General features: G+C 54.4%; 10 protein-coding genes. 7 read left to right on the forward strand and 3 right to left on the reverse strand.

Features of this window, described 5'->3' with window-relative positions; all coding sequences use genetic code 11:
• The first annotated feature begins 5 nt into the window (after positions 1–5).
• The 6 genes from SH573x_RS29930 to SH573x_RS29955 all read left to right on the forward strand — a co-directional run bounded on the left by SH573x_RS29930 (position 6) and on the right by SH573x_RS29955 (position 7,833).
• Complete coding sequence (locus SH573x_RS29930; RefSeq protein ID WP_479351877.1) at positions 6–2,333, forward strand: DUF4129 domain-containing protein; 2,328 nt, start codon at positions 6–8, stop codon at positions 2,331–2,333.
• Between the two features lie 16 nt (positions 2,334–2,349).
• A complete protein-coding gene (locus tag SH573x_RS29935) occupies positions 2,350–3,756 on the forward strand; it encodes a DUF4350 domain-containing protein (protein WP_479351879.1) in 1,407 nt (468 codons plus the stop codon).
• Positions 3,757–3,895: 139 nt separating this feature from the next.
• Complete coding sequence (locus tag SH573x_RS29940) at positions 3,896–4,870, forward strand: AAA family ATPase (protein ID WP_479351880.1); 975 nt, start codon at positions 3,896–3,898, stop codon at positions 4,868–4,870.
• On the forward strand, positions 4,867–6,744 hold the full coding sequence (locus SH573x_RS29945) for a DUF58 domain-containing protein (RefSeq protein WP_479351881.1): 1,878 nt from the start codon (positions 4,867–4,869) through the stop codon (positions 6,742–6,744). Before SH573x_RS29940 ends, SH573x_RS29945 begins: the two co-directional genes overlap by 4 nt.
• On the forward strand, positions 6,744–7,556 hold the full coding sequence (locus SH573x_RS29950) for a hypothetical protein (RefSeq protein WP_479351882.1): 813 nt from the start codon (positions 6,744–6,746) through the stop codon (positions 7,554–7,556). Before SH573x_RS29945 ends, SH573x_RS29950 begins: the two co-directional genes overlap by 1 nt.
• Positions 7,557–7,632: 76 nt before the next feature.
• A complete protein-coding gene (locus SH573x_RS29955; RefSeq protein WP_479351883.1) occupies positions 7,633–7,833 on the forward strand; it encodes a hypothetical protein in 201 nt (66 codons plus the stop codon).
• A gap of 43 nt (positions 7,834–7,876) precedes the next feature.
• Here SH573x_RS29955 and SH573x_RS29960 read toward each other — a convergent pair whose 3' ends face one another.
• Positions 7,877–10,618, reverse strand: a complete 2,742-nt coding sequence (locus tag SH573x_RS29960) for an ATP-binding protein (RefSeq protein WP_479351884.1) — start codon at positions 10,616–10,618, stop codon at positions 7,877–7,879.
• Between the two features lie 332 nt (positions 10,619–10,950).
• On the opposite strand from SH573x_RS29960, the gene SH573x_RS29965 reads away from it, so the two are divergent.
• Positions 10,951–11,739, forward strand: a complete 789-nt coding sequence (locus SH573x_RS29965) for a hypothetical protein (protein WP_479351886.1) — start codon at positions 10,951–10,953, stop codon at positions 11,737–11,739.
• A 433-nt stretch (positions 11,740–12,172) separates the two neighbouring features.
• On the opposite strand, the gene SH573x_RS29970 is transcribed toward SH573x_RS29965, so the two are convergent.
• Both SH573x_RS29970 and SH573x_RS29975 read right to left on the reverse strand, forming a co-directional pair.
• Positions 12,173–13,702: a transposase gene (locus SH573x_RS29970; protein WP_479351887.1), complete on the reverse strand. Its 1,530-nt coding sequence runs from the start codon at positions 13,700–13,702 to the stop codon at positions 12,173–12,175.
• Positions 13,703–14,211: 509 nt separating this feature from the next.
• Positions 14,212–15,441, reverse strand: a complete 1,230-nt coding sequence (locus SH573x_RS29975; protein ID WP_479351024.1) for an IS4 family transposase — start codon at positions 15,439–15,441, stop codon at positions 14,212–14,214.
• Positions 15,442–15,486: the final 45 nt, after the last annotated feature.

The following is a 15,486-nucleotide window of genomic DNA, read 5'->3' on the forward strand; positions in this document are numbered from 1 at the left end:
CTCTCATGCCAGAGGATCGCAGACTGATTTGTGCACTAGCCGCATGGTTATGCGCATGTGCGTTGACTGGTCAGCCGGCGATCGCTCAATCTCAGACCAATGAGAGAAAAATGGAGTGGGCTAGCTTACCTAGCCATCGCTACCTGCCACCGCCTCAAGGCGCTCGCAGTGTCCTCGACCAAGTGAAACTGCTTGAGAAGTTCAACGATCTGGTAGGGCAGAATCCAGAGAAGTCACCGTTAGAACTGTCGCCCCAGCAGCTTAAGATGCTGAACAACCTGGTCGAGAGTTTTCGCAACGATAAAGGCGAATTGGAGCTGCCCGATCCCAAGTCGATCCCACCGCAGTGGATAGATAACTTAGTACCAGACCCAAAGCAGCGCGAGCAGGTCAAACGCATGCTTGAGCAGTACTCGCGCGATCAACAGCTACCCTTCAAGAACTCACGCGATGGCGTGCCAATGCCTAATGACCTGCAGGCACCACAGCAGGAAAACACCAGTGGTGACCAGCCGGATTCTGAGTCAAAGCTAGGTGATACATCACCGTTTCAGCGACGCGATGCAGCAGCCCGCCAGCAGCCGCCAGCCAACCAATCGCTCGATAGTCCTTTTTCAGACAAACCATCCGATCGTCAATCAAGCAACCCGCAAGACAATCCGCAAGAAGATCAGACTGGCAATCAATCTCGACAGTCAGCAGCCAACGATTCACTGCCGGGTGGGATCCCCGAAGAATACCGCGCGCTGTTCAACAAGTTAAAGCAGTTTGAACAACAGAATCGTAAGTCGCTGGAAGCGCAAGCACCGTGGCAGTCGGGCCAAGAAAAGAAGATTGATTCGGTTCGCAACAATCGAACTGACGTACCGCCCAGGTCCACAGGCGCACCTAGTGTGACTGATGCTCGACGCCCTAATCAGGCTAACCGCAGTAGCCCATCGAGTGTCAAAGCTCGTCGAAATCCAAATGCGGCCTCGCCTAACTCTTCGGCCGGCGAGCAATCGACTAAACCCAACAACGCCGCCTCCAGTAATAATCCGAACTTCGGTAACTCAGGCTTGCGGCCTCGCGACTCGGGTATCGATGCTAATCCGTTGGATATACCCAATCCCAATTATCCTGCCAGCGGCGCAGCCTTTTCATCTGATACATCTGACCTATCCAAAGATGGTAACGCAGCGAATAAGAGTGCTAATGCCGGCGGCCAAACACCCAGCTCCAACACGACGCCGGATTCGAATACGGCCAGCAGTCCATCAGAATTGCTGCAGCTCGATAGTCGCGATAATCCATTTAGTAGTGAATATCGCGCACCGCAGGCGCCCCAGCCGGAAGGCAACCAAGCCTTGACACCGGCCATGGATGCAACCTCGCTGGAGGGAACTGGGAGCGGTAGTTCTCGGCAATCTGCTTCGTCGCGCATCAATCGCGGTTTCAATGTTACGCGTCTTTCGGAACAGTCCGGTAACAATCGCACGGAGATGCGGCGCAAGATTGAAGAAAGTGGTTTCGCCAAGTCGCTGAAGAAGATCGTGGAAGATACGATCAAGGAGCAAGAAGCGGAGCACGCACGCAGAGCCCAACGCCAAGGTACCGCAGCATCGGCCAATAGGCAAATTAGCCCTTCGAACATGGATACGCTTAAAGACTTGGTTCGATCGAGCCAGAATGGAGTTGAAAATGCAACTCGCCCTACCAATGCACCTTCGGCCAATGCCCAAGCTGCTGGTGGCAATGGCCCGAACAATCGTCCGTCGGCCGGGTCATCCAGTTGGTCCAACTCCTCCAGCAAAAACTCGGAGCAGTGGACGCGCTGGGCCAATGATCTGTGGAAATCGATATCCGTGATTCCAGAAGATGCGCCAAGAAGAACAAGCAATAGTTCATCGTCGAGCGCAGGTGGTGCGACAAGTCTGGGAATGCCAGAATTTCGCTGGACGAACTCCATGACCACTGTATTGCTGCTGGCGGTTGCGCTGATCGCAACCGTCATCTGGCTCAGTCGTCGTCGCCTGGTGGAAATGGCGACCGCTTCCCAACGCCAGGCCGAATGGGTCAAGAATGTTTTGTCCGACGGATTGAAAACGCGAGCCGATGTAATTCGCACGTTTCATGCGTTGGTCCGTCGCACGCGACCAGTGGCTGATTGGTGGACGCATCGCCTGGTGGTTCGACACTTCAACCAACATACTCCACAATATGCTGCGGCCATGAGCGAACTAGCTAATGTCTACGAGCAGGCTCGTTACTATCCGGAAGATGCAGACCTGACTCCTCAACAATTGGAGCAGGTTCGCCGCATTGTTGAATCGCTCAGCCAATCCAAGATGTGAAGTCGGCTACACAATCTTGCCAATTTATCTACGCATTCTCGTCGCTTATGGACTTCTGTGGTGGTTGAGCACTCCTGGCTCACTGATCGCTCAAGTTCCGCAATCAAAATTTGATGAAGCGGATCGTCAATGGCATCCGCAATTCGACTTGTTTCAGCTGCTACTGGAAGAGCAGGGCATCAAGACAGTCAGTGATATCGGTGGACTGCTGGCTAAGCCTGAAACTTCGGCACTGGTGATTACGAGCGAGGATGGCACGCTGGGCAAGCTCTCGACCAAGCGAATTTTAGATTTCGTGGAGGAAGGCGGCACGGCTATTCTGCTATGCGAATTGAACTCGGGTCCTCGCTTCTTTTCGGACTTTAGAGGACTGGGAACATTCCGCAGAGGTCCAGTAACAGTCACCGACCCGCGCTATCGTTACGAAGATTATGACGATTGTCTGAAGATCACCACCTTCAATGACCCGCAAGACTGGTTCCCAGGAGTCAAGACGATCATTACCAATCGAGGTGATTGGTTTGTGCCGGCGGAAGGATCGCGTTGGCAATGGCAAACGATTCTGGCCTACCCTAACATAACCTATCCATTGGATAGTCGCCGCAAAGCACTGATCGCGGTTGGCCAACCTAGAACTGTCCCAGCAAACTCGACCAGTGAGGCTCAAGGCATGTTGATCGTCATGGCCGACTCGAGCCTCTTGACCAATGGCATGCTCTGGCATGGCGATAATGCCAAACTGGCGCTACGCACCGCCGAGCTATTGAAGCAACAACGTCGAACGCAGTTGGCTTTCGTCCATAATGATCGAGTACTTTCTTCCGCCACCGAACGCCTGGCGGAGCAACTGCGTAAAGAACGCAACAAGATCAATCCGTCGGATATGCCACTGCCGGAGCCCTCACTGGAACGCATGCTCAGGTTGGGTAATGCAATTGCCAAAGAAGTGGCTGATTCCAATGTGTTGAACGAAGCGCTTTCCCAGCAGCCACGCAACATCAGCCCCCGACGCTATTTTCGGTTCCTGTTGGGCGCACTGGTGGTGGCCGGATTACTTTGGGGGATGTGGAAATTGCTGACCAGTCGCGCCATTCGCGAGATGTGGTTAGCCCGCAGACGTATGCGACATGCATACGAGATAGTTTCGGGCAACGAAGCAGGAGATTATCGCACCGCTGCCGGATACTTGGCGCGTGAATTTTGTATCCAATGGACCGGTTCGAGTCATTCGAGCGACTGGCAAAAGGCATTGGCCTTGCTCCTGGTTCGCTCCCCCAGCATCGTGGCCGAAGACAAACGTCAGCTCACTCGAATTGTGGATATCGCTAGTCGCGGTTGTCACGAACAAATGGCCGGTCTCGAATTTCAACACTTCGGTCGTACGATCGCTAACTTGAGGAACTATATTGCAGTCACCGCCTGACATGGCGATTAACCCGGGCGCCACAATCCCCTAAGCAATCCGTTGTGAACAACCAAGTTACTCAGAGTGCCTCCCGTTGCTGACAGAGCTAAGGCTCTTTCAGTGCCTTCTTTCCTTTAACCATTGAAAATCATCTCGAGTGCTCGCTGCGAATTCCAATCTTGACCAACTCGCCTCGCGAGTTCGCGACCTGCGTGAAAAGACCCAAGCCTCCGTCGGCCAGATCGTAGTCGGTTTAAGCGGGGTAACGGATCAGTTGTTGATGGCCTTGCTGGCCAGTGGTCACGTACTTTTGGAAGGTGTGCCGGGCACTGCCAAGACTACGCTGTGCCGCACGTTTTCTACGGTGTTGGGCATACATTTTGAACGTGTTCAGTTCACACCTGACCTGTTACCCTCGGACGTCACCGGCACTCAAGTACTCGATCGCCAAACCAGCGATTTCATACTTCGCAAAGGGCCCGTGTTCTGTCAATTATTGTTGGCTGATGAGTTGAACCGAGCGCCGGCGCGTACTCAATCCAGCTTGCTGGAAGCGATGCAGGAACGCCAGGTCACGATCGAAGGCAAGACTTTGCCGCTGCCAGAACCATTTTTAGTTTTGGCCACTCAGAACCCCATCGAGCAAGAAGGCGTCTATCGCTTGCCCGAAGCGCAGTTGGATCGCTTTCTATTCCGAGTGATGGTCGGCTATCCCGACCGCGAGCAAGAGATTGGCATGCTGGATCTGCATAGTCGACCAGCTGTCAAACTGTCGCCCGTAACGAATGAACAAGAATTGATTGCTATCCAACGGCAGCTCGACGATGTCTTTTGCACTCAAGAGATGAAAGGGTACATCATCGACCTGGTGCGGCAAAGCCGTGTCCATCCTGACTTACAACTCGGAGCCAGTCCGCGGGCGGCGATCAATTTGATGAAAGCCGGTCGGGCTCATGCGCTGCTCAATGGACGAACTTATTTGACGCATGAGGATGTGCAAGCGATCGCCTTGCCTGTGCTGGGGCACCGCCTGATCATGCGTCCTGAATCGGAGATGGATGGCAAGACGGTCGAGTCGGTAGTCAGTCAAATCGTGCAATCAGTTCCTGTACTGCGAGACCCCAAGCCATGACCGTGCGGGCTCGCGTACTGGCAGCCATCGCGTTGTGTGGCTTGAGCATCGGCACCGCGCGTGGTCAAATTCTTTTGTCGCTCGTTTCCTTGTCGGTCATCGTGTGGATCTTCGTCCAAGGTTGGCGATTTCGCGCGTGGATGCGATGGGAACTGCCGAGTATAAAGCTTTTACGACTGGTCGGCGGTCGCGCTGAAGGGGATACACTCTGGGCGACCCGCAGAGCTGATTTCGAAGTTCGCTTGACGACGCGCAAAGCTTCGCGACTGAACATTCGCTTTCGCGATTATGTTCCGGAGCAGTTGGAGATCAACCCGCCAGAGTCCGCTCCACAGCCAGCGCTGACCACTTTGGACCAGAAGGCCAGCAAACTTGATGCACGAGAGCAGCGCGACCAATCCTGGCATCGCACGGACAAATCTGCTGAGCCAGTGCAACCGCCTTGGTTGAGCAGCTTGTGGGAACGTGGACATTTGCGTTTGCGAAGACTGCTAAACGACGTCAGTCCGTTAACGGCTCAACACGAAGCCGAACTTAAGGTGGGACAACAATCGGCCAGCATTCACTACGCTGCTCGAATACTCTCGGCAGGCAGGCTGAGATTGCCTGGTGTGCGTTTGGTGATCGAAGACATGTTTGGCTTGTTTCGCGCGCATCGTTTCTTGGATGCGCCCAGACAATATGTTGTCTTGCCCAGTTACTATGAATCTGGTGAGATGCGCCCCACAGTCAAGCGGCACAATTCATTGCCGCGTCATGGTATCCATCGCCTGCAACGCTCGGGCATGGGCTCAGAGTTGTTGGAGTTGCGTGAATATGTGCCGGGTGACCCACCCAAATCGATCGCTTGGAAGGTCTCAGCGCGTCGTGACAAATTGTTGACCCGGCAATACGAATCCGAGGTACCAGTCCGCGTTCATTTAATCGTCGATGGTTCAGTGCCGACGCGAATTGGCGGTTTTGGTCTGCGACTGCTGGACCAAATCAACTACGTGGCAGCCAGTGTTGCTCAAGCCGCTATCGCGGTCGGCGATCCGGTGGATTGTCTGCTGGTAGATGAAACCGGGGCCAAGCGAATGCCTTGGTTCTCGGGTGATCGCGGTTTGATGGAATTGCTGAAGGCCTTAGCCGATTTTTCGTTGAAGGCACCGCCATCGACTGGACCGGTCACGTCGGCCGCCAAGATGACGGCGCTAGCTGTCTGTCACGAACGTTATCCCGAGTTACTCAACAGTCGAGTCAATCGTGTTCCTTGGGTCTGGCGGTCGGACTATCGACGACGTTTTCGCATGGTCAACGTGATTAGCCAGTTGTATGATTTGCCGCTTCGCGAGCATGTTGCTTGTATGCTCAGCGATGAGCCGATCGGCAAATATCTGCAGCAGTTTTTGCATGACGCTGGCATGCCTTGGATGGCACCGCTGCTACCAGCACCAGACGAACCGATTGCGAGCGCCACGGAGAGGATGGAAGCGATCAGCCACAATATACTGCGAGCGCTGATGCACGCGCACGATAACGAGGTCTTCGTGATCATGGCAGATTTATTCAGCGCTGCACCTCATTTCCAAGCATTGCAGCGCACGGTCAAACTGGCTATCGCCAAGCATCATCGAGTTGCATTTATCTGTCCGACTACAACCTTCCTTCGTCCGCAGCAGCAAGCCGTGTTGCCAGGTTCCGAGAGTATTGCTGACTTGCTGTTAGCTGCAGAACGTACGCGTATTCGCGATCTGTCGTTACAACTAAAACGCGAGCTCACGCATGTGGGGGCTGCGGTTAGTTTTTCAGGTGAGAAGGAAGCTATCGGAATGGTGCTGGCCGAGATCGATACGGCCAGAAGCGGTCGTTCGCATTTTCAGAGGCAGCGTTGATGAACACGCAACTTGGTGGATCGACCACATCAGCGACCGAACTGAAAGTACTGCCAAAGTATTTACTGATAGGAGACTTGGCGCATTTGGCGGCGGCGGCACTCTTGATGTCGTACTTGTTGTTCTTCGATGCACCGGTGGGGCTGCTTATTCAATTAATACTCACTGGCACTATAATTTGGGTCATGCTGCGGGGGTGGACTTGGGTGATCTTGTCTGCGTTGCTGGCCAACATACTGGTGCGTGAACCGCAGCAGGGCGTTGGGCTGATCGGATGGGGATCTGTTTTTTACGCTTGGCTGTGCTTGTGTTTGTTGGCTTACGTCGCAGGGTATCGCACCTGGCGCCGCGAACTGCGTTATTGGTTAGGCCTGGGACTACAAACGCTGTTGCATGCCCAACCGGATCCTCCTGCTAGCTCTCAGGCCGAGATCGATACCGCCTTGGCACGAGAATCGACTGGCAGCACACCGCGAGTCGGCGCATTGTGGCAGTCAACGGCCATGGCCGTTAAGCGCGTAGCGGGACTGCTGGTCGTGGTGCTCATTTCGATGATCGTGTTTATACAACTGCCGGTCAGCCGTTCTGGGGTGGCGTTGTGGTGGGATCGGAGTTTGATGATGGAGTTGAAATTATGGCCGGGCCCTTTGGCATTTGTGCTGGCTGTCGTTGGCCTGTTGTTGATCAGCGTAGCCACTTGGCGCGGCCTTTCACGCAGCGAAGCGGAGTTGTATCTGCGAACGCTGACAATGACGCATTACTTTCGTGATATTCGAAGCATATTGGGACGTTTGAAGAAGCTGAGAAGATAGCGCACCGGAATGGGGAACAGTCGAGAAAAGTACTTCTTCAGGTTCAGCTTCTTTGGGTAGATAAGGGCAAGCATTAATGTTATGGTTTCGCGAGATAGCTGGTTGGTTGTTGATATTGGCCGCGCTCTATGTGTTGCGGATGGCATTTATCTTGGTCACCAACTTAGAGACGCCGCGCGTGATTGAGGGAGGTGTCCTGGTGATTGCCGGGCTGGGTATTATGAAGGCCGGCCTGACGCTCATACGAATTGCGACGGCGGGTCGGATATGTTCATAAGCACGTCGACACATCTTCATCGATTAGATCGAGCAGACCTGGTTCAGTTGATTTGCATCGACAATACACGATGCAAATCTTGCAGCTTGACCGGCTTTTGCATGAATAGGATGTTGGGTTCGTAGTCGGCATCCAGATCGCGATAACCACTCATCAGTACTACATGAACTTTAGGATAACGCGTGAGTACCCAGCGTCTAAGTTCGACGCCGTTCATGGAGCCAGGCATGCGCACATCGGACAACAGAATTTGAGGTGCGCCTGAGCGTCCAATGATCTCCACAGCTTCATCGGCATGGCAAGCTTGCGTGACTACGTAGCCGATCGACTTAAGTCCTGCGGCCAAGACAGTGCGAACAGCTTCTTGGTCTTCGACCAACAGAACTTGGTTGTATCTGGCGTTGGCACGAATTTCTGAGTGTCTGATTTCGGGTGCTTCAAGACGTTGCGTCAGTGGCAATACAAAACTAGCAACCGTTCCTAAGCCAGGGGCGCTGGTCAGACGAAATTCGCCACCCGATTGTTTGACGAAGCCCGACACGGTGCTCAAGCCCAACCCGGTGCCGGCGCCGGGCTTCTTGGTGGTAAAGAACGGCTCGCAGGCATGAGCTAATTCCGCTTGGCTCATGCCTTTGCCATTATCGCGAACTTCGAACAGGCAATATCGTCCGGGCGGCAAGTCTCGCCATTCGGATTGAGTATGTGGATTGAGTTCGATTTGTTGAACATTGAGCTCAATGGTTCCTCCTGGAGAAGTTAGCGCATCGCGTGCGTTGGCCAGCAAATTGATGACTGCCGTAGTTAATTGAGCGGCGTCAATGCAAATAGTGGCATCCCCAGCCTGATCGTGTTCGACGTAATGAATGGACTTGCCAGTCATTTGCCGATGCATGGTGCGAGTGGCGGCTAACCAGTTGGCAACTTTCAATGGTCTGGGCTCAAGCGGTTGTTGGCGGGTGTAGGCCATGAGCTGGTTAACGATGCTGGTGCCTGATTCGGCTGAACTGGTGATGGCATCGAGTAGCGATACTGAATCGATTGACAACTGAGGGTTTTTCATTCGAATGAGTTCGATCGAATGTAGAATGACTGTCAGGAGGTTATTGAAGTCATGAGCCACGCCGCCGGTGAGTTTGCCTAATGCTTCATCACGGAATTTGCGTTCCATAGCCAATTCGAGTTGTTGACGCGAGGTAACTTGTTGTTGGAGTTCTGCAGATTGGTCGGACAAACGTTGTTTGAGTTCTTCGTTCAATTCGTGTTCGCGTCGAGCCAGGGCGGCAGTAGTGCGTCGTTTGGCAGAAGCTCGAATAAACAGGGTGGTGCCGATCAAGGTCAGCGCCGACAGCAGGATACTGCCGTTGCGAATGAGTTCAGCACGATCAACTTCGGCGGATTGGCGTCGCGCGACTGAGATGCTTAGCTCTGCTTGAGCTTCAGCTGCGGCTTGTCGAGCTTTGGCGGTCGAGAGTTCAAGTTCACGTTGTTGATCGTCGTATGTGCCTTTGATGAATTGTGCGAGCTCTTGAGCACGTTGCAGATCTCGATCGGATTCGAGCCTGCGGCATTCTGATAATGCATCGAGCGATTCTTGGTACTTGGACAGGCCTGCCAGAAGTGTTGAGCGGAACTCGAGTAACTCGATGCGGTGTACTGCAACCAGGCGCGAGTCGGCCAATAGTCCATCAACGCCTTCCAGTGCTTTCTGAACTTCCCCTAAGCCGAATAGGGCGCGGAGGCGGCGGAGTTGAGCAAAGGTCCATGAGCGATACATGGGTTTCAAGTATTCGCTGGCCGAATCGGCGGCCTCCAAGGCGGCGGCGTACTGGGTACTATTGAGTCGGCAGCCAGCCAAGGACAGATACAGCAGTCCGAGCGCCTGGGGGTCGGCCTGATTATCTAATTGACCGATAAGTTTTTCGATTTCAATCGCCGCTTCTTGTGGGCTTTCACGACTGCGCAGATCTTGTTTGCGTAGTTTGAGAGCCAGCAGCACTTGTGGATCGCTTGATTTCTCTATCCAGGGCTCTGAATGCGTTAATATTTCGCGAGCCATTGAGAAGTCGTCTTCAGAAATTGCCAATTCGATCATATTGATGCCTACTTGGGCAGCGACTTCCGTCTTCTGATATTTGACCGCTGATTCAAAGGCTTGTTGAAAGTATTCAAATGCTTTGTCGATAGCGCCGGCGGCTTCAGCGATGTGGGCAAGTACGCTATATGCAAATGCGACTTCGAATTGATCTGGTTGTGACTTGGACAGATCTATGGCTTCGCGAAGCAGTCGTGCGGCTTGAGAGCGATCACCGAGAACGTTTAGGAAGGTGGCTCGATTGCACAAGATTCTGAAGAGTAGTTGTGGATCCGTGTGGGCATTTTGTCGCGCGAGGGATTCCGCTTTGGCGAGCACTTGCTCTGCTTCGGAGAAATCGGCTTGGTCGGCGAGCACTCGGCCTTTGGCGGCGTAGGCGGCGGCTAGAACGCCTGGTGAGTCTTGGGCTTCATGTTGAGCGATTAAATCAGTAGCCACTTTGTCACGCTGGTCAGTGGAGGCGTCGTAGCGTTTCAAAAGGGCTAATTGATGTTCCAGCTTGGTGTTACCTTGGCTGGTTTCAATTAAATGCCAAAGTTGTTCGAGCGTTATATCCGGGGCTGGGGGCGGGCGTTGCTGTCCACGCAACGAATAATTGGCGGCGCCAAGCACAAGCGATCCAATGAGGGCAGCTTGCAGGCAGTAGCCGAGCCAGGAACGTGATTGGTAAACAATGGCGATCGTAGGTGTCACTGAACGAATTGCACCTAAATCGAGTTACTTGGTGTGTGGGATAGGCAGGTCTGGTCTGAAGGGAGGGAAGATAGTTCAGAGCCAGCCCAAGGGCCAATAATGCAGGCATTTGGAGGAGTGTCGAATGTACTCTTCATTGAAATTCCCGGCAATATTTAGACTAGGGGCTACTTGCAGTTTTCTGGCGGGTCAGTCCAAGATCTCCCTTCTATGGTTAGTTGACCCACAAGGAAAGTGCTAGTCATATGGGAGAAAGGTTGCCATACTATGGGGAATTTCCTTCAGTGCTAGCTTTGCGCGGTAGCGCACCAGGTATCAGGCGAGTACGAAACGTGAGCTCCGATCCGGAAGCTGCTATCGCAGCGATTTGCGAGACTTACCGTCAGCAGTGGACCCAGGAACATTCTGGGGCTAGCCGGGTGATTCGTTTTTTGAAGCAGCACGGTCCTGGGCAGGACGACAAGCGTTTGACGGTGGATTTGATTCGTGCGGATTTAGAAGCGACTTGGGCTCACTGGGCGGGCTGGGTCGAGGCACAGGTGAAAGCGTCGGCGAAGATTGATGAGTTGTTGGGGGTGTGGAAGGGTTTGCCACGCATTCAGAACTACGGTGCTTTGTTTGATAGTTCTAAAGAAATGGGGCGGTACTGGGTGGACTTGGCCAATGCGGAGTCTCAGTGTCGTGATCGTTGGGGCGATGCCGTGGGACCCATTTTTTATGAGCATCATTTTCAGGTTAAGACTGAAGAATTTCTGAGACGCACCCGTCGCCACATGCGATGTTGTTTTGAAAGCAATGATGATTTTTCGGAGGTGTTGTTTCCACTGCGAGGCATTAACGAAGTTGGGCGACAGCGAACGCGTGATGTGCATCCCTACTTTTTTCAGCCCAAGCCCGATGGAAATCGAATTGTCGTGGCCAGTCGGTTTGAGGCCGAGGTCAGTCGCGAGCAGTTATCGTTGCAACTGTTAAGTCCCATGGTGGCCATCGTGACCAATCGCAGTAACGTCAACGCCATCCGCATTTCGCCCCTAGACATCATCGTTCAGTGCGACCAACGCATCGCACTTCTTTTCCCCTTCACCATCCAACTCCCCGGCCGCAGACTCTGCTGCTACTAACCCCCCATGTCATCCATGCCTGGGGACAGATCACGCGACTTCCTCCACGCTTGGCCACGCCCGGGGGCCACGCCCGGGGACAGAGCACACGCTTCCCTAAATACCCCGGGTCTGTCCCCGTGTATACCCGGGGTCTGTCCCCGTTCATATTCGCAGGCATTTTGAGGCTCAAGCGGTGGTGGGCGCGCGGTGGTGAGAGCGGTTTAGTTCGGATGCGCGCAGGTGGAGCGGCGGGGAAACGCTGTTTGGGAGTGGCGCGCGGGTGTGGGAGCGATTTTTGAGGGCGTTGGCGGGTGTTGTGTGGCCGCTGGGGTGAGACCGGGATAGACCGGTAGCGAGACGCACCCGGTAGGTGAGTTTTTAGAATGGCCGAAATTGCCTGGTTTGAAGCTTTCCGGCTAAGCCAGCAGAGCTTGTCGTGTGCCCGTCGGCCCTAGGCCGACGAACTAGACATGTCTGCCGCTTGCTCCGGCGCAGTTGGTTCGATCGGCTGCTGGGAGAGCGGTTGGATGGTCAACATCTCACGCGTGGCTTTGGGCATGTAGAAACGCTCATTGCGCGACGTGCTATGCGCATCGACGCTTTCGGGCATGCCAGCTACTGTGCTGAAGAGCTCATTGAAGCTGGTGACCAGCTTCATCCACACCTCCGGGGGAATCCCCAAACGCTCGAGGATCGGCGGGGTGTCGCTGGGCATCACGCCGCGTTTGCCAGGGCGAATCTGCCGCGCACACCATTCGAGCAACTCGATGTACTTGCCAATGGTCATCGTCAAATAGCCACGATCACTACAGCGCTGACAACTGCGACTGAGCCGTGGTCCGATCGGATCCAGTGCTTCGTTGATCTCCAGCGGCGCCAGGTAGCCGCCCGGCCGCCAGGGCACAGGCGGCAACTTGCGCAGCTCGGCCATCTCCGGCGACTCCTCTTCGCCCTCCTCAGGCTCGTAGGCCATCGCCGATCCAAACCGAAGGATCTGATCGGCCAGTGTCTCAGCCAGCGAACGCCGCCGGTCGGGCGCGGCCGCATTGGTGGAGAGGCTAGACGCCAAGATGTCCTGCGGCGGCGAGGCCTCCCTGCGATGGCTGGCAGCCACCTCCAGCGGCTGCACCTTGGTATCGCTAACCACTTGATCGCTGCCTAAGTGATCGCTGCCCAGTTGATCGTCCAGCAGGCTGTCGCTGGCCAGCGGCCGCGCTGCGCTTGAGCCGGATACTGGCTCCGTACCAGGATCGGAGATGGCTTCAGGTATGGCCTTGTTCTCGTCAGCTGGCATGACCATCAACAGATCTTGCAGTCTCCGCTGGATCGAGGTGTACTGGCTGTCTTCGAAGGTGTAGGCCATGACGGCGCGGATGGGATTGAGATTGATGTAAATCGAGCAAGCCAACACGGCTTCTTCATCCAGCAGGCGTACGCCGTGGAAGCGACCGTTCCAGAAGCTGCCAGTGGGCTTATTGGCTGCTTTGGCTTGGGCGTTGGCCCGCTGAGCCACGTGTTGGCAGATCTTGCGTATAAACCACGAGATGTCGCTGAGGCGTTTGCGCAGCTCGGCGATAAACTCCGGCTGCCCGGTCAGGGCTCGAATCTGAGCTTTGGTAGGTCCGGTGGGCAGGGGAGCTCTGTCTTTATTCTTGCCTTTGCGTTTGCCAGAGCTGGGCGGGCAGAGGGTCAGCCAGCGGCGAGCTACCTCGGCATCGCTCCAGCACAGGACCACATCGGGCCGGGCTCTGCCCAGAACATGAAAGTGATTTTCCATAATAGCTTGATCCAGCACGTCGAAGGCGAAGTGCCCGGCACAGAACTGCATGTAGGTTTGAAACCACTCGCGTCGTTCGGAATGATCTTCGCCGGTGGTCTCGTCCAGTCCCATCAGGTACTGGCCGCGGACACAGCGATTGGAGATATGCACGGTGGCGACTTCGTCTGGACTGAACAAACTTCTCCGAGGTTTTCGAGCCATGATCTTGCACTCCTTTTTCTTGTGCTAGCAAACAGCAGTAGCCATCGGTAGCCCGGTGGCCGGTAACAACGAAACGTCACCCTATATAGATAGTGATGCGTCAAGGGCGCGCCGCCCCGCTGGCTGAGTGCATACCCTGTAAGCACCAGGGTTTTTCAAGATTGGGTCGCCCGAAAATATTCTGCAATATTTTTCAAGGCTCAAAAATCGCGTCTTCAATTTGCCCTAGTTTGTGAGCTAGCAAAGGCAAGAGCATGGTGTATGTCCCCAGTGGCGGCTTGCTTGCAAGCCGAGCAGGTGTCTGTCCCCAGCCTCACGCCTGGGGACAGACACAATACCGTTCGGCCCTCGAATTGCCTTGCTGTCGAGTGTGGAAATGCTAGCGTTTTTTCAGGGTGAATCGAATTGCTAGCGTTCACAGATAGAGTGTGCAGTTGTTGCGTTTTCTGGATCGGCGCGCACCGGTAGCCCAGTTGAGTGCTAGCATTAGAGACTAGTTGGCTTGGGACTTAGGGAGGTCGCTCCTTCAGGCGTTCGAGATGCCGCTCCACTTCCTCCAGACTGGCCCAGCCATTGATGTAGTGGCAAAGCATCTCGAAAGTGCGTTTGGTCGGAGTGCGTCCGGTGTAAATCAGGATCAACATGCAGGCTATCAACGCACAGTAGACCTGGATCTCAACGCCCTCTTGCTTGTGGCTCAGCAAGTGACGACAGCCCAACAACTGCTTGAGCATTCTAAAAAATAGCTCAATACTCCACCTGAGCATATATAAATAAGCGATCAACTCAGCCGGCAGATCAAGCATGTCGGTGACGATTCGTAGGACGCCATCGCTGCTGGGACCAGTGCTGGAGAAGTTTCTCCCCCGAGTTCGACCGCGACTGGTGTGAGGCGAACATCGCACGCAAATCATGCGAACCGGATGGTCGGGACGATTGTTCTCACTGGCCCCCACTTGAACGAGTTGATCACTCAACACGCCGGCTTGCCGGTCCTGTTCCGTTAGCGGGCGATCCTCAAGCACTTCAAACTGGATCTTGTCGCTAACGCGACAAACATAGTTACTGTCCTGAGCATGAATCCTGTTCCAAAGTTGGTACTTGGCATACCCTCGATCCATCATATAGCAGTGGTCAGGCGCAATAGTTCGTTCGAGAACTGCTGTTTCTGAGTCTCGGCCCTTGGGATTTGCCCCGGTTACATCTATACGCTTGGGCAGACCCCGCAGAACTTCGAAGTGGGTATGCAACCTGTAACCACAGCAAGACTCATTGATCCAAGCCAGTTCGGCCACTTGCATTAAGATCTTGACGACAGTGCCATCGACGGCCATTAGCGTCTTGCTTAACTGAGAAAGCCTCTCAGGCACTTTGGGCTCGGGCAGGAGCTTCGCTAGCTCATACATGATCTCCTTGACCGCCTCGGGGTCAAACACCCTGACCGACTCCGACAGCGAGCCCATAGAGGCTCGAGAGATGCCGAACTTCTTTTGGATCTTCTTGAGTTCGGTCACTTGCTGAAGGCCCCGCAGAGAGTCGACCGTAGGGGAGAAGAGCCACAGCAGGATCAGCATGCAGTACTGGTCCATGAACAATTTGCGCTGGCGGCCCTGATCACGCTTCGTTCCCACCTTATGCAAGCGTTCTAGAAATGGACGAAGCGCCTTTAAGTACCTCAATCCTTTGATGTCTTTAGACCTAATATGCTTGCCATTACCCTCAGAATCTGACGCAGACATCCTCCACCTCCGTCAAATGCTAGCAAGAATAACCCCAATCTCACC

Source organism: Rania fehmarnensis (assembly GCF_056494185.1).